Source organism: Sinorhizobium kostiense (genome assembly GCF_017874595.1).
Taxonomy (GTDB): Bacteria; Pseudomonadota; Alphaproteobacteria; order Rhizobiales; family Rhizobiaceae; genus Sinorhizobium; species Sinorhizobium kostiense.
This window is the reverse complement of sequence record NZ_JAGILA010000002.1, coordinates 504,620-517,798: the sequence shown is the minus strand read 5'-3', so window position 1 is coordinate 517,798 and position 13,179 is coordinate 504,620. Positions and strand designations below refer to the sequence as shown.

Below are 13,179 nucleotides of genomic sequence, written 5' to 3'. Positions count from 1 at the left end.
GGACGGAGCATCGGGGAAGGCGAACGGTGGCATTGCGCTCGTCATTGTGCCCGCGACGGCGGCTATGCCGACGCGGTCAGCATGGCAGAGCACACTCCGGTTTACCCCCAGGACCGTTTTGTCCCGCTGTCGCTGCCAATGAAGGGGGCGCTTGACGAAAGGGGGTTCTTTGCCCCTGACCGCGACCAGCTTGCACTGGAGCTCCTGCTGGACAGGGTACGGCTCTCGAGTCCTCGGATGCCAGCTTTCCCGGAAGGACCGAAGGCCGTGTTTCCGGCCCTGAGGATGTTGACGGCCGTGTTGACGTCGGCGTGCCAAGGAGAGGTAGAGGAACTTCGCTTGTTCACTATCGCCGTCAGAAGCGGCCCTTATTTCCGTGGTTCGCGCGATACGCCGAAACTCTCGAAGTTGCTGGCTGCGTTTCCGCTCTTCTTCCGTTCGCTCGCGCTGCAAACTACTTCGTTCACGTCTGTCGCGCGCATGCCGGTGCTCGCGCAGGCCTGGCGCATCGCTCCTGCGGGTCTGCCGATACCCAGACCACCGGACAACAAGTCTCCTTCTTGAGAGTGGTGGTCTCTCGCGCCGCTGCATAGCTCGGTCCGGATGCAAGGATATATACTTGCTGGAATGCATCCAGCAAACGCGACTACGATCCCTCGGACGTGGCCAGCGCCTACCCGCGCACCCCGAACTAAAGGCCTCTCGGCACGGTCGATCTTCGAGTTCATCGACGCCTTCGCGACGGGCATTTCTTCATTGGACTAGGTCAGCGATATCAGGAGCCGGCTAGCAAGTGGTCGCGAAACTCAGGGCCACGCCCGAAGCGGTCAATTGGAGCTATCGGCCAATCCAGAATTACTACAGGTCGCCAATCCTGGATTCCGATCACAGAGCCGAGAATGGCAAAAAGCATCGGCCGTGACGCATGGCCAGCACGGTGCCAGTGAGAGCGACACAAAGCTCCGCCTAGCGCACGGCTCTGTCGCCTTGGTACAGCGAGCCGTGCTTAGGCGCTGGCCGCCGAAACGACGAGTGCGGTCATCTGCGACTTGCCCGGAGCGCCCCACCAGTCGCACAGAGAAAGATAGGAGAAGTCGCTCACGCTGTCGCCATAACCAATAACCGGGCGGTCCGGCTGTTCTTCACGAAGCCTCTTGAGCAGGAACTCCGAGGCGAGTCGTTTGGAGATCACGGGCGGGATCAGAGCGAGGTTGTTGCCGTTGTGGTGGCGGACCCAGCCTTCCGTTTCGACAATGGGGGCGATCTCTTGGAGACGCGAGCCGTCGCCGTCATTCTCCTTGAAAACGACGTAGGTGGCGAGATCGCCCTCCATAACCGACCAGCAGCGGATCGAGACGCCGACTTGATCGGCCTTCGCATTGCCTGCGGCGAGCAACTCGGCAAAGTAGCCCGCCAGCGGACGCAGTTGTCCGGAGACGACTTCGTGCCATTCCTCGTCCGGCTTCCCGGCTTTGTTGAGGATGACCGCGCCATTCGACACGATCGCGTAGCTGGAGAACGGGATCGTAACCCGTGAGAGAGCTTCGGAACCGCGCGCAGTGACAGGGATGGCCTCGGTCGAAGCAAGCAGCCACTCAGCAAAGGCCGCTTGGGTTCTCGTCATGTAGGAGTGGCTGCCATTGTTCGCCCTGGATGCCAGAACGAGATCGGATTCCGCGATGTCGGGGACCTTGCGTTTCGTCTGGAAGAGGGTGTCGTCCAGGTCTACGAGGGCGATGGGCTTCATCTGCATACTCCGCCACTGACTGGGCTGGACAAATATCTGATATCAGTTAATAGTCAATACCCATTTTCAGATATCAGAAAATGAGTACCCAATGACGACGCGCGGACGTCCGAAGATCAATTTCGACAATATCCCAGGTCGCTTCCCCGAAGGCACTATCGAAAGGATAGATGCCGTCAGAAAGGAGCGGGAGACCCGAACAGCATTCCTCCAGAAGGCCGTCGAACGGGAAATCGCGAGGCGGGAGCGGGTTGGCGGGTCAAGCAAAGCATTCGACACGCCAGACGAACCTTGAGTTCGCCTTCACGATGTCAGACATTTGGAGTGAAGTTCCCTTGGTCCTTCGCTCGAAATCGACATTCGCCGCATCGAGGAGCGGAAACACCAGCGCCGATCTGATGGCGAAATTCACGTTCTGTGCGTTGCTGAGGGACGCCGTCACAACGCCGATAAGGAGGCCTGTTTCGTCGAAGACCGGGCCACCGCTCGATCCAGGCTGGATCGGGCATGTCACCTGCATTAGCCTGGCGTCGTCTCCCGGGCCGAGCAGGTTTGACACCGCTCCGCTGGTGAACTGCGGCCCCCGTCCGAGCAAACCCGAAAGGGGGTAACCGAGCGTCACGGCCGTCTCGCCGAGATAGACGCCTGTGTCTCTGAAGGAAATCTCGGATTGGCCGAAGGAATCCCACAGGCGCAGGAGCGCGAGATCGTTGGTTTCGTCAACGATCACGGGTTCGGCGCGGGTTTTCCCGACGAAGCCCGAGACGAAGATTTCGCGTGCATTGTTCACAACGTGGGCATTGGTGATGAGGAACTTGTCGGCGATCATGCTGCCGGACCCGGTCCAGTCGGCCATGGTGCCTCGGGCTCCGCTCCGCGAAGGCCCCGGAGCTTGGTCTCGTCTCGGAGGCGTAGGTGTTTCAGACCGACGGCGATCGGTGACCTGCACGCCGATCCGCCTGCCGAGTTCCTCGATGCCGTCGAAAACGCCGTCCTTTTTCGCTCTGACCTTCCACTGACCGTTGCGCCTGTAGAGTTCAGCAAACAACAGGCTTGGCACCGTGAGGTCGGAGTGATCAAGGCGGATATTGTTGCTTCCGACGTCAATGGAAACGTCTCGCAGTGATATGAGTGTGGAGGAAGCACCACTTGCATACAACACGAGCGCGACCATCTGAACCGTATCTGGAAAAAGTGACAGCTTCAGCCTGAACTCGACGCCGCTGCTTGCGCCATCGGCGTAGGCCGGCGGCGGGTCCTGCAGGGGGAGCCATGGATCGGCTCCCCGTGGGACGGGCAGGACGGCGACGGCGAAATCGACACTTCCGCCGTTGTTGGCGTGAACCCGCAAGGCGACCTCGTCACCGGGGACGACTGCGTTTGCACCTGCGACGAGATCGTATGGCATCAGGCGGCCCACCCACTGAGCGCGGCCGTCGCGCGTGGCAGGACATAAGTCAGGTCTGAGCGCCTAATAACTACAGGCGAGGCGAGCGACGTGTCTCCGACCCGTTCGCCGAGCATCATGCGGGCGCAGGCCAGCGGAAGGTTAACCCCTGCCGCCGCCGAATATCCGACACCACCGCTCGGCCGCGTGTTGACCTCGAGAAGGACCGGATTACCTGAAGCATCGGCCTTGGTCTGCACATTGATGAGACCGTCGAGGTTGAGTTCAGAGATGACTGCGCGGGCAATATCGACTTCGCGCCCTCCGGTGAAGACCACCTGTCGGTCGTTCAACTTTTGGCGGACTGCATGGGCGACGAGGCTGCCGTCGTCGCAGACGCAGTCGATGCTGCTCTCGATGCCGGGGAGATACTGCATCACGATCAGGCGGGCCGTGGTCGCGGCCCTCGCGTAAGCATTGAGGTAAAACTCGGGATCGACCTGGTTTCCGTCGATAGTCGTGAAGAGCGAGAATGGATTCAGGCCGGGGACAAATCGCCAGAAGCCCCTGCCATAAACGCCAACTGCCGGTTTTACGCAGACTTCGGTTCCGGTCGCCGCAATTGTGGTGATGGCGGCGCGGAGTTCTTCGAGGTTATCGGCCGCGATTGTTTCGGCCACCGGAATGCCAGCGGCCTTCATCGCAACGGTAAACTGGTCCTTGTTGTCGCAGAGGTCAATCGTATCTGAATCAACTGCTCCAGCGGCAAGCCTTACGCCCCCGGCGGAAAACTGGTCGCGCGCGGCGATCAGCTTTTTCCGGTGACGCATCGCAACCATTCCGTTGACCCGCTTGGAAGACGCCGTGTTAAGCGCCCATTCAGCATAGCCGAAGGTGGGTTCCACCGCCTCTTGCGGCTCAACCAAATGTTCATCCGCCGTCATGAAGATGTCCTCGCGGTCGGAACCGTGGGAGGAGAGAACCCTGATGCAGCCGTTTGAGCCACGACGGACGAGTTCCGCGACGTCTCTCTGGGAGGCGAGCATTTGATTAAGCCAGATGACACCCTGCATGCTCACTTCCTGATACCCCTGCTTTCGAGATTCTTCGCGGCTTCCTCGGGATTCACTGCCTCCCCTATGCTGACCACCACGTATCCGGGAGCCCAGAATCCGGCGTTACTCCCGCGTCTCGCATTTATCGCACGTGAGGACACGGTCTTGAGAGACGTCATCGCCTTGGGAATGTCGAATGATGGCTCAGCGGCCAGAACGGCCTCGAACCAGCGATCCCCCGAAGAGGTCGAGATGATGTCGCACCTGAATTTTCGCGCCCCGGACCTGAGCGCATCGCCAATCACCTCCACCTCCTCGGGAAGAAGAGAGGCAATGTCATAGGCAATTGCGTAGACGACTTGGAGCTTGATACTGTAAACTTTTCTTTTTACTGACATAATTCGCATTCTGCACACAGATGCCAAGTTGGCAAGCAATTATTTAGTCAAGGACTTGACCGTCCGGTATTGTCAACCTATGTTTGAATAGCAAGGACCCCTTCAACACAATTTTCTCGTGCACGGCACGCCGACCCCAGTAAAGGAAGCACTCCATGAGCGTATCGCTCTCCAAAGGTCAGAAAGTATCCCTCTCGAAAGAGGTCCCCTCGCTGACGCGTCTGCACATTGGTCTCGGATGGGACCCGGTCAAGAAGAAGGGCGGCTTCCTCGGCGGTCTTCTCGGCGGTGGCAGCGACAGCATCGACCTCGATGCGTCAGTCATATTGGTCGATGCTTCCAAGCGGGTCCTCGATAATGTGTGGTTCCAGCAACTGAAATCCCGCGACGGCTCGATCACTCACAGCGGTGACAACCTGACGGGCGACGGCGACGGCGACGATGAAGTCATTCGCGTGGACCTCACCCGCGTCCCGGCGGAAGTCGCCCACCTGATCGTGACCGTCAATTCCTTCCGCGGTCAGACCTTCGACGAAGTCGACAATTCCTTCTGCCGCCTCGTGGACGAGAGCACGAAGAGGGAAATCTGCAAGTACGAACTCCGCGAAAAGGGCCGCAATTCCGGCTTCGTCATGGCCGCAATCAGCCGCGAAGGCAATGGCTGGTCGGTAAAGGCGCTCGGAGCGCCTGCCAATGGCCGCACCGTTCACGACCTCGTCGCTCCCGCGCTCGGCCTCATCTGAGGCCGACAGGGACCTAGCGTTCATAAACACGGGGTAAGGGGAAATGACGGCATTGACCATGGGAGGCAACGCGCCTCTCCCAGGCGATGATTTCGTAGTGTCGGTTCGCTGGAAACTCAAGAGTCCGGCGATCGAGGAGATCGACGTCTCGGCATTCGTACTTACGGCATCCGGCAAGGTCGCCAGTGATGATGACATGATCTTCTATGGCCAGCGCGCGGATAAGACGGGTGCCGTCCGGATGACGGAAACGAACCGTTCCGCCCTTGGAGGCACCAACGAGGCGAGCTTCGAGTTCGACCTACGTCGATTGCCGAGCGCGGCCGAGAAGATAGCCATCACGGGTACTATCAACGATGCCCAGACGAAGCGGGTCTCATTTACCGACGTGGCCTCGCTGGTCGTGTCAGTGATGCGAGCCGGAGGAACGGCCGTGACATTCGACGTTCCGGTCACGGGAATGACAGAAGCCGCGCTAATCCTCGGAGAGCTCTACAAACGCAATGGCCAGTGGAAGTTCCGGGCCGTGGGGCAGGGCTACAACGGTGGTTTGAAACCGCTGGCTGAGGGATTCGGCGTGAAGATCGATGATGCGCCGCCTCCGTCGAATACCTCGACTCCGACACCGCCTCCCGTTCCGCCTGCGCCTCCGCCGCCCTCGGCCGCTCCCGTCAGCCTGTCCAAGGTGACGCTAACCAAGGCGCAGCCCAAAATCAGTCTCGCCAAGAAAGGCACATCGTTCGGGGAGATAAAGATCAACCTGAACTGGAACAAGCGGACGAAGAGTGGCGGCGGCGTGCTGGGAGGATTGTTCGGCGGTGGCTCCAAGGGCGTGGACCTTGATCTTGGCTGTCTCTTCGAACTCAAGGATGGCAGCAAGGGAGTGGTCCAGGCGCTCGGGAACGTCTTCGGGAACTTCGATCACGCGCCCTTCATCCGGCTCCTGTCCGACGACCGAACCGGTGCCAGCACAGACGGCGAGTGGATGAGGATCAACGGTTCGCGGTGGAATGATATCCGTCGCATCATGATCTACACCTTCATTTACGACGGTGTGGCAAACTGGACGGAGACTGACGGTGTCGTCACGGTCTACGTACCCGATAATGCGCCCATCGAGGTCAAGCTCGATGAAGGCGACCCTAGTAGGAGAAACTGCGCGATTGTCCTGCTTGAGAACGTCAGCGGGGAAATCAGCGTGAAGCGCGAGGTCCAGTACTTCACCGACACGCAGAAACTAGACAGGCATTACGACTGGGGCCTCCGATGGGTCTCCGGCACTAAATAAAGGATCAGGAAGACATGGCCCTCGATTGGCTGAAAAGCAACTTTGACGCCGCCAAGAAGCGCGCCCAGGAAGAAATCACCAAATTCAAGAACGCCGACTTCATGAACGCCGTGATCGCGGCATGCGCGAAGATGGCCTATGCCGACGGGATCGTCGATCCCAAGGAAAAGCAGAAGATGATGCAGTTCATCCAGTTCTCGGACGAACTGAAGGTCTTCAAGACGGACGACGTCATCGCCTCTTGGAGCTCCATTTCGGGGAAGTTCGACTTCGACCTCGAAATGGGTGGCATCGATGCGCTCAAGACGATCGGCAAGCTGCGCTCCAAGCCGGACGCCGCGCGCGCCGTTGTCCGTGTTGCCATCATCATCGCCAACTCAGACGGCAACTTCGACGAACACGAGAAGAAGGCAGCCCGTGAAATCTGCGCCGAACTCGGCGTTGATCCTTCCGAATTCGGCCTGTGAACTTCGCCCGCCACGGGCGAACCGGCCGCCTCGTTTCCCGCGGCTTCCGACACAACAAGTCAACCACATCTCGAAAGGCAAGGTAAAGCAATGGTTAGTCTCTCGAAGGGCGGTAACGTTTCCCTCTCCAAACTCGACCCGAACCTCAAAAAGGTCATCGTCGGCCTCGGATGGGACCCTCGCAACACGGACGGCACCGAATTCGACCTCGACGCTTCAGTCTTCCTGCTGACCGCCTCCGGCAAGGTCCGCGGCGACCAGGACTTCATCTTCTACAACAACCTAAAGGCCAGCGACGGCTCGGTCGAACACACCGGCGACAACCGCTCTGGCGTCGGCGACGGCGACGACGAGGCCATCAAGGTCCAACTCCCCGTCGTTGCCAGCGACATCGAAAAGATTGTCTTCGTGGTCACTATCCACGACGCACCGGCCCGCCGCCAGAACTTCGGCCAAGTCGGCGGCGCGTTCATCCGCATTGTGAACGAGGAAACGGGTAAGGAGATCGCGCGCTACGACCTCTCCGAAGACGCCTCAACCGAGACCGCCATGCTGTTCGGCGAACTCTACCGCAACGCCGGCGAATGGAAGTTCCGCGCCGTCGGCCAAGGCTATGCGGGCGGCCTCGCCTCCGTCTGCGCGCAGTACGGCATCAACGCCTCGTAAGGGGCGTTGATCAACTCGATCAAGTTTTGAAGTCCAAAAAACGAAAGGACACACCCATGCCAGTTTCTCTCTCGAAGGGCGGTAACGTCTCCCTCACCAAGGAAGCACCGGGCCTCAAGAACCTTCTCGTCGGCCTCGGCTGGAAGCCGCGCACGACCGATGGCGCTGCCTTCGACCTCGACGTTTCCGTCTTCATCGTCGGCGAAAACAGCAAGGTCCGTAAGGATGAAGACTTCGTCTTCTATAACAACAAGCTTGGCGACAACGGCGCAGTCGAACATAAGGGAGACAACCGCACGGGTGAAGGCGAAGGTGACGACGAAGCGGTCGCCATCGATCTCTCCAGGGTCTCGGCCGACGTCAAGCGTCTGATCTTCGCTGTCACCATCCACGAAGCCGACAGCCGCGGCCAGAACTTCGGTCAGGTCGGCGACGCCTACATCCGTTCGCTCAACAGTGACGGCAACGCCGAGATAGCCCGCTACGACCTGTCGGAAGACTACTCGACCGAAACCGCGCTCGTCTTCGGTGAGGTCTACCGCAACGGCGAAGAGTGGAAAATGAAGGCCGTCGGCCAGGGCTACGCCGGCGGTCTCGCCGCACTGGCGAAGGATTTCGGCGTCAATCTCGCCTGATCCGGGGGACACGGAACGAGGGGGGCTTCACGCCCCCCTTTTGCTGTCGGTGCACGGGGCTGCCGAGGTATGACACGGGGGTTGCATGTCGAGAAACAGTTACGCCAAGGGTTCGCTGATGAACCTGCTTGTCCATTCGGCCGTTGCAGGGGTTGGTCTCAGCATAGGGCGCGATGCCTACCGGAAAACGCGCGACAACATCGTGGTTATCGTACTGGCGGCCGTGGCTCTGGCTGGGACCGCATACGGCTTCTGGAATATGGCACGGGGGCATGCCCGCGGTGTCCTCGGTACGATCTTCCTAACGTTCCTCATGAATGCCGTGATAATTGCCGCGAGCTTCGCCCTCTTCATGTTTGCGTTGTTGGTGGTCGCTGGAAGCGGATCGGACGGCGAGGACAATGCACAGGGAGTCCTTTTCGTCGGGATCGGCATTCAGCTCGTTCTCGCTGCAGCAGGCCTCCTATACGGTCTCTTTCAGCGGCCGAAACGGAAGAAGGCTTTTCAGGTCGATGCCCATAACGAGGATTTCCTTGTGCGCAACGGCTTCCGCGACGTGGGCGGCCGCGAGCAGGTCATAGTGGACCCGGATGGCAACGAGCTTGTCCTTGAGGACTTCAGGAACGACGCCGTCGTCTTCAAGGTCAAGGGCAGGCGCAGCGTTCGTGCTAAAATCCTGTTGGACGGCGACGGTCGAATGCTTAACTACGTGCCTGCGTAGCATCCCAGGTTGCCCACGGCTGATAACCAACCGCCCCGTTCATGCGATGGAATACGTCCGCGTTTAGGTTGTATTTGCAACGATTATGAATTAAGGCTTCTTCCCCAAGGTCCGAGACTCCGACCGGAGGGGCGTATGAAGTCGAAATCCATCTTTGCGGCAGCACTTGTGGTAGTATCCTCGGTCTCCACCCCAGTCTTCGCCAGATCGGCCCGTGTCGTTGACGGGGATACGCTCGAAATCAACGGTGTCACCTACCGCCTCCATGGCATCGACGCGCCCGAAGCCGGTCAGAGCTGCGAGAAAGCGGGCGGTGGAAAGTGGGCATGCGGCAAGGCGGCTATTGCGGCAATGGAAGACCTCATCTCAAGCGGCGTCACTTGCGACAACCGTGGTTCTGACGGATATAGCCGCACCATCGGAGTATGCACTGCTGGCGGAATCGACGTCAACGCGCGCATGGTAGAAGCTGGGAATGCCTGGGCATTCGTAAAGTATTCAACCGACTACGTCTCGATCGAGCAGAAGGCACGCGCGGCGGGCGTCGGTGTGTGGCAAGCCGAGACGGAGTCCCCGTGGGACTACCGCGCCCACAAATGGGATGTGGCGAAGCAGGAGTCGCCCGATGGATGTCCGATCAAAGGGAACATCTCGAAGCAGGGGATGATTTATCACGCGCCCTGGTCCCCCTGGTACGGCAAGACCAAGGTTTCACAGGAGGAGGGAGAACGCTGGTTCTGTTCCGAAGGCGAGGCAATCCAGGCGGGATGGCGAGCTCCCATTTGGGGAAACTGAACACCCATCGAGTATTCGACACCGGCGCGGGCGCGCGACATAAACTTCTTATCGAACCTCGTAAGGCCAGCCATCACCGCCATGAGCGTCGCCAGATGCCTTTCCAATGCACTCGACGGCGATGGGCGGGCGAAGCTTCCCAGCTTCCGCAATGATGATCTCCTGGAGCAGCTCCAGACGAAGATCGAGGAATTGAAAAAGGGCCTCCGCTCAGCATCAGGCGGCCGGGGCCCCCCGCTTCATGAGGCGGCTGCCCGCGACGAAAGCGTTTCAAAGAGGCCATCGTCGGACCCAGCGAGGTCGTGAGTGGCTATACTTGACCTCCAACTAACCCGTGCGGTGTATAGACATGCAACCGCGTTTGATTTACCAAATTCTCGTCAACCTGGAGGGGTAGAATGGGGTTCAGTTTTCGAAAGTCGTTCAAGGTCGGGCCGTTTCGCACGACCTTAACTCACAGGGGAATAACCAACAGCATCGGAGCGGGTGGCGTTAGGTATTCGAAGTCGACACGTTACACCGACGTGGGCAGCCGTCGGTCGCGCATCGGGAACTTAGACAACAATGCGGTCACTGAAACCGAAGGTAACGACAACCAGGCGGCAGCGTCGGAGGGAAACCCGGTTGTCGGCTTCATAATTCTGGCCGTCATTGCCTATGTGATCTATCTTTGGGTCTTCTGAGTCCGCCAGCTCAGAGATCGGAAAGGTCGAGCGGCGAGCCGTAGTTGCCGCCAAAGCCGAAGCCATGTTGCACCCTGGCCGACGCCCAGCGTTTCCAATCTCGGTCACGGTGTCTTCGAACGCCGACGGCTCGTTCTTGCCCGTCGCGTTGAATGTGGGGACCGTGATGACAAGGTGACGCCGCGGTCCCGCAACGGCTACGTAAAGGACGCGCTTCTTCTCCTCGAAACTTTCATGGTCCCTCGCGAAGTGCAGACGGAATGTATCCCCCTTTCACGAAGCTCGGAAGTAGACCACGTCACACTTGGCTAGATGGACGGTCGAGATGGTGATGTGTGCCTCGCTTTTGAGGGCGGCATCTGACGAGTTTTTCTAGCTGATCCGGTCGAGGGTCCAGGATGGACAGGTAAGTTGCGGGGTCTTTCATATTGATCCGCGAGGTCGATCACCGTTTCGATGTCCTTGCGCCTGTTGTTCTTCAAATCACGGGTACGCAGCTTTCGTCTCGTCCTCGCCCACTATTCCGTAGACGTTGGCGCGCGACATGATGCGCTGCGCCCATGTCCTGTGGGTGGCGGGCTCGCACATCGAGCCGCCGAACTTGAAGACCGCCGGGGCGTCTACAGCGAGAATCTTCCTGGCCGACTCATAATCTCCACGAGTGACCTTAAAGGCATTTTGCACGACATCGATCTGTGAAGGATGAATGATCGTCTTGCCGACGAAGCCGAAGGCCACATCCTTCGTCACTTCCTCGCGGAGCCAGGTCTGCTCGACCTGTTCGCCAGTCGACCCATCTTCGATGATTTCGTAGACGGGCGAGGTGAGGTCGAAGCCCTTGGATTTCATGATGCCCATCAGCATCGAGATTGTGTAGAAGAGCGGCCCCTCGTACAGGCTGCTTTTTCCGACCCGGCGCAGGCCGAGGCAGGACATCAGGTCATTGCCGCCAACACGCAAGGCAAGGATGCGATCCGGTGCGTTTGCGAGGAATTCGTCGCGCAGGGCCGTCATGGCTCCGACGTCGAAGACTTCGGTCGTCTCCAGCGTGGGCATGATATAGAGGTCGGTGTCGCGCACGGCGCTCACCCATTTCTCGTAGTCGCCTGGGCGCACCTTGGGAGCCACAAAACCGTCGATGTTGTGGATGCCGGCCATCTCGGCGATGCGCTTGGCCATCCCAAGGTTGCGAGGACGGACGAAGACCAGAGGAAACCGCTTGTCCTCAGTCTCTTCCTTTACCTGTCCGATCCGGATCAGGGTCTTCTCTAGTGTGTCCATACCGACGAGGACGTCGGTCTCGAGCAGGGCATCCTCGAGGCAAAGAACCATCGAGCGCAGCTTCGGGAGCTTCCGGCCGGCAATGTATTCCAGCGCGTCCTTCTTGAGAACCGGCATGTAGAGCGTTGCGCCGAGCTCGTAGGGAGAGGTGCTCTTGAGCATCAGGAGAGCTTTTGGATGAGGGTTACGGCGCGGTAGGGGGCGATCTTCTCGGGCGACACGACATACGGAACGCCTCTGTCCTCAATCAGGTGCATGAGGGCCGCGAGCTCTGGATCGGCCGGCGACGAGACGTAGACCAATTCCGGTATGCGGCGCAGGATTGCCCTGGTCGCCTCGGCGATGCCCGGCTTGACCCGGTTGACGTTCGTTACCGCATTCTCGCCCACGACCCAGGCGACGGCTGCGTCGGCGGCTTCGCGGTGCGCGAGGCGGGTTTCGACATGCCACACGCTCGGATTTTCGGTTGCAAGCGCGGGAGCGGCATACTTCCAGACCTCGTCCACGAAAGAACGGGAGATATCGTGCTCGGCGAGATTGTCCCACTGGACGCAGGCGTGGAAGTCACCGGGACCGACAACGTCGGCGTTGAGGATCGAGCGGCTGATAAGCCCCGATACCGTGCATCCGAGGATGCCGGACGGGATCAGCCAGTCTTCGCCCGATGCGGCGAGCCATGCGCGGCCGCAGGGGTCGGCCAGCACGACGAGCCGCGGAGGCAGGTCTGAGTAGGCCTTAAAGCTCTTCTCGAGCTGACCCATAATCGCTCCCTTGCCTGTCCACCCGTCGACGAAGACGATGCCCTCAACAGAACGTCTAGCGAGGATGTGGCGCATGGCCTCGTCGTCGATTCCCTTGTCGCGAATGATCGAAACGCCGTAGTGTTCGACATCCCGGCCGAGCGAGGCGATGGCCCTATTGAGGAGAACACCGAGCGGCACGCCGGCGCGGACCAAGCTGACGAGGGTAATTGGATGCTCGACCGACGCCGCGATAGCGTGGGAGAGACGGGCCGTCTCCACGCCCATGCGCGGGCCACCCGTTTCCATGGCCCTGGCGAACAGGTCCATGTATTCGGCGGTCGGTGCCTTCTCGATGGAAATCATTTCCGAGTAATGTCGACGTCCCGATTGGATGGCCTCTTCCTTCGTGGCCACGTCGGTGGACTCCATTTCCACCCTCTTGAGGAGGAATGTCACGTCATCTCTGGCGTAGGAGCCGAGTGCGGCAGCGGTAATGCTGTGGTTGATACTGTCCATGGGGTGATGTCCTCAGGTTGAGGAGGCGGAACCAGTCTTGTTGCCGCTATAGAT

16 protein-coding genes are annotated in these 13,179 nt (G+C 59.6%); 10 read left to right on the top strand and 6 right to left on the bottom strand.

Translation table 11 applies throughout. The features are described from left to right. Positions 1 to 81: 81 nt before the first annotated feature. Positions 82 to 564: a hypothetical protein gene (locus J2Z31_RS08980; RefSeq protein ID WP_209601553.1), complete on the top strand. Its 483-nt coding sequence runs from the start codon at positions 82 to 84 to the stop codon at positions 562 to 564. Positions 565 to 1,006: 442 nt separating this feature from the next. Here the strand turns inward: J2Z31_RS08980 and J2Z31_RS08975 are convergent, their stop codons facing one another. Then, positions 1,007 to 1,747, bottom strand: coding sequence for an HAD family hydrolase (locus tag J2Z31_RS08975; RefSeq protein ID WP_209601552.1), 741 nt, complete (start codon positions 1,745 to 1,747; stop codon positions 1,007 to 1,009). 91 nt (positions 1,748 to 1,838) lie between these two features. On the opposite strand from J2Z31_RS08975, the gene J2Z31_RS29740 reads away from it, so the two are divergent. After that, complete coding sequence (locus tag J2Z31_RS29740; protein WP_328243268.1) at positions 1,839 to 2,042, top strand: YlcI/YnfO family protein; 204 nt, start codon at positions 1,839 to 1,841, stop codon at positions 2,040 to 2,042. On the opposite strand, the gene J2Z31_RS08970 is transcribed toward J2Z31_RS29740, so the two are convergent. The 3 genes from J2Z31_RS08970 to J2Z31_RS08960 are packed head-to-tail and all read right to left on the bottom strand — an operon-like array spanning position 2,007 to position 4,587. Then, the gene (locus J2Z31_RS08970) at positions 2,007 to 3,155 is read right to left on the bottom strand and encodes a trypsin-like peptidase domain-containing protein (protein WP_209601551.1); all 1,149 of its coding nucleotides are present in this window, start codon (positions 3,153 to 3,155) and stop codon (positions 2,007 to 2,009) included. The genes J2Z31_RS29740 and J2Z31_RS08970 overlap by 36 nt on opposite strands. Continuing rightward, positions 3,155 to 4,207, bottom strand: coding sequence for an ATP-grasp domain-containing protein (locus J2Z31_RS08965; protein ID WP_209601550.1), 1,053 nt, complete (start codon positions 4,205 to 4,207; stop codon positions 3,155 to 3,157). The genes J2Z31_RS08970 and J2Z31_RS08965 overlap by 1 nt, the downstream gene beginning before the upstream one ends. Positions 4,208 to 4,209: 2 nt before the next feature. Further along, positions 4,210 to 4,587, bottom strand: a complete 378-nt coding sequence (locus J2Z31_RS08960; protein WP_209601549.1) for a transposase — start codon at positions 4,585 to 4,587, stop codon at positions 4,210 to 4,212. Positions 4,588 to 4,742: 155 nt separating this feature from the next. Between J2Z31_RS08960 and J2Z31_RS08955 the strand changes: the two genes are divergently transcribed. From J2Z31_RS08955 to J2Z31_RS08920, 8 genes are all read left to right on the top strand, one after another. Beyond that, positions 4,743 to 5,330, top strand: coding sequence for a TerD family protein (locus tag J2Z31_RS08955; RefSeq protein ID WP_209601548.1), 588 nt, complete (start codon positions 4,743 to 4,745; stop codon positions 5,328 to 5,330). A 43-nt stretch (positions 5,331 to 5,373) separates the two neighbouring features. Continuing rightward, positions 5,374 to 6,618: a TerD family protein gene (locus J2Z31_RS08950; RefSeq protein ID WP_209601547.1), complete on the top strand. Its 1,245-nt coding sequence runs from the start codon at positions 5,374 to 5,376 to the stop codon at positions 6,616 to 6,618. Between the two features lie 14 nt (positions 6,619 to 6,632). Beyond that, the gene (locus J2Z31_RS08945; RefSeq protein ID WP_209601546.1) at positions 6,633 to 7,085 is read left to right on the top strand and encodes a tellurite resistance TerB family protein; all 453 of its coding nucleotides are present in this window, start codon (positions 6,633 to 6,635) and stop codon (positions 7,083 to 7,085) included. Between the two features lie 90 nt (positions 7,086 to 7,175). Continuing rightward, on the top strand, positions 7,176 to 7,751 hold the full coding sequence (locus tag J2Z31_RS08940) for a TerD family protein (RefSeq protein ID WP_209601545.1): 576 nt from the start codon (positions 7,176 to 7,178) through the stop codon (positions 7,749 to 7,751). Positions 7,752 to 7,807: 56 nt separating this feature from the next. Continuing rightward, on the top strand, positions 7,808 to 8,386 hold the full coding sequence (locus J2Z31_RS08935) for a TerD family protein (RefSeq protein ID WP_209601544.1): 579 nt from the start codon (positions 7,808 to 7,810) through the stop codon (positions 8,384 to 8,386). A gap of 85 nt (positions 8,387 to 8,471) precedes the next feature. Next, positions 8,472 to 9,107 carry a hypothetical protein gene (locus tag J2Z31_RS08930; protein ID WP_209601543.1) on the top strand — a complete coding sequence of 212 codons (636 nt, stop codon included), beginning with the start codon at positions 8,472 to 8,474 and terminating at the stop codon, positions 9,105 to 9,107. A 135-nt stretch (positions 9,108 to 9,242) separates the two neighbouring features. Next, entirely contained in the window at positions 9,243 to 9,902 is a 660-nt protein-coding gene (locus J2Z31_RS08925) for a thermonuclease family protein (protein WP_209601542.1), read from the top strand. A gap of 398 nt (positions 9,903 to 10,300) precedes the next feature. Next, positions 10,301 to 10,585, top strand: a complete 285-nt coding sequence (locus tag J2Z31_RS08920) for a DUF4236 domain-containing protein (protein WP_209601541.1) — start codon at positions 10,301 to 10,303, stop codon at positions 10,583 to 10,585. Positions 10,586 to 11,068: 483 nt separating this feature from the next. Here the strand turns inward: J2Z31_RS08920 and J2Z31_RS08915 are convergent, their stop codons facing one another. Further along, positions 11,069 to 12,028, bottom strand: coding sequence for an HpcH/HpaI aldolase/citrate lyase family protein (locus J2Z31_RS08915; RefSeq protein ID WP_209601540.1), 960 nt, complete (start codon positions 12,026 to 12,028; stop codon positions 11,069 to 11,071). Then, positions 12,028 to 13,125, bottom strand: a complete 1,098-nt coding sequence (locus J2Z31_RS08910) for a cysteine protease StiP domain-containing protein (RefSeq protein WP_209601539.1) — start codon at positions 13,123 to 13,125, stop codon at positions 12,028 to 12,030. Before J2Z31_RS08910 ends, J2Z31_RS08915 begins: the two co-directional genes overlap by 1 nt. Between the last annotated feature and the right edge of the window lie 54 nt (positions 13,126 to 13,179).

Excerpts from the sequence above, each read along its gene's own strand:
- J2Z31_RS08980 (WP_209601553.1), top strand. The coding sequence starts at position 82 with ATGGCAGAGCACACTCCGGTTTACCCCCAGGACCGTTTTGTCCCGCTG.
- J2Z31_RS08975 (WP_209601552.1), bottom strand. The coding sequence starts at position 1,747 with ATGAAGCCCATCGCCCTCGTAGACCTGGACGACACCCTCTTCCAGACG.
- J2Z31_RS29740 (WP_328243268.1), top strand. The coding sequence starts at position 1,839 with ATGACGACGCGCGGACGTCCGAAGATCAATTTCGACAATATCCCAGGT.
- J2Z31_RS08970 (WP_209601551.1), bottom strand. The coding sequence starts at position 3,155 with ATGCCATACGATCTCGTCGCAGGTGCAAACGCAGTCGTCCCCGGTGAC.
- J2Z31_RS08965 (WP_209601550.1), bottom strand. The coding sequence starts at position 4,207 with ATGCAGGGTGTCATCTGGCTTAATCAAATGCTCGCCTCCCAGAGAGAC.
- J2Z31_RS08960 (WP_209601549.1), bottom strand. The coding sequence starts at position 4,587 with ATGTCAGTAAAAAGAAAAGTTTACAGTATCAAGCTCCAAGTCGTCTAC.
- J2Z31_RS08955 (WP_209601548.1), top strand. The coding sequence starts at position 4,743 with ATGAGCGTATCGCTCTCCAAAGGTCAGAAAGTATCCCTCTCGAAAGAG.
- J2Z31_RS08950 (WP_209601547.1), top strand. The coding sequence starts at position 5,374 with ATGACGGCATTGACCATGGGAGGCAACGCGCCTCTCCCAGGCGATGAT.
- J2Z31_RS08945 (WP_209601546.1), top strand. The coding sequence starts at position 6,633 with ATGGCCCTCGATTGGCTGAAAAGCAACTTTGACGCCGCCAAGAAGCGC.
- J2Z31_RS08940 (WP_209601545.1), top strand. The coding sequence starts at position 7,176 with ATGGTTAGTCTCTCGAAGGGCGGTAACGTTTCCCTCTCCAAACTCGAC.
- J2Z31_RS08935 (WP_209601544.1), top strand. The coding sequence starts at position 7,808 with ATGCCAGTTTCTCTCTCGAAGGGCGGTAACGTCTCCCTCACCAAGGAA.
- J2Z31_RS08930 (WP_209601543.1), top strand. The coding sequence starts at position 8,472 with ATGTCGAGAAACAGTTACGCCAAGGGTTCGCTGATGAACCTGCTTGTC.
- J2Z31_RS08925 (WP_209601542.1), top strand. The coding sequence starts at position 9,243 with ATGAAGTCGAAATCCATCTTTGCGGCAGCACTTGTGGTAGTATCCTCG.
- J2Z31_RS08920 (WP_209601541.1), top strand. The coding sequence starts at position 10,301 with ATGGGGTTCAGTTTTCGAAAGTCGTTCAAGGTCGGGCCGTTTCGCACG.
- J2Z31_RS08915 (WP_209601540.1), bottom strand. The coding sequence starts at position 12,028 with ATGCTCAAGAGCACCTCTCCCTACGAGCTCGGCGCAACGCTCTACATG.
- J2Z31_RS08910 (WP_209601539.1), bottom strand. The coding sequence starts at position 13,125 with ATGGACAGTATCAACCACAGCATTACCGCTGCCGCACTCGGCTCCTAC.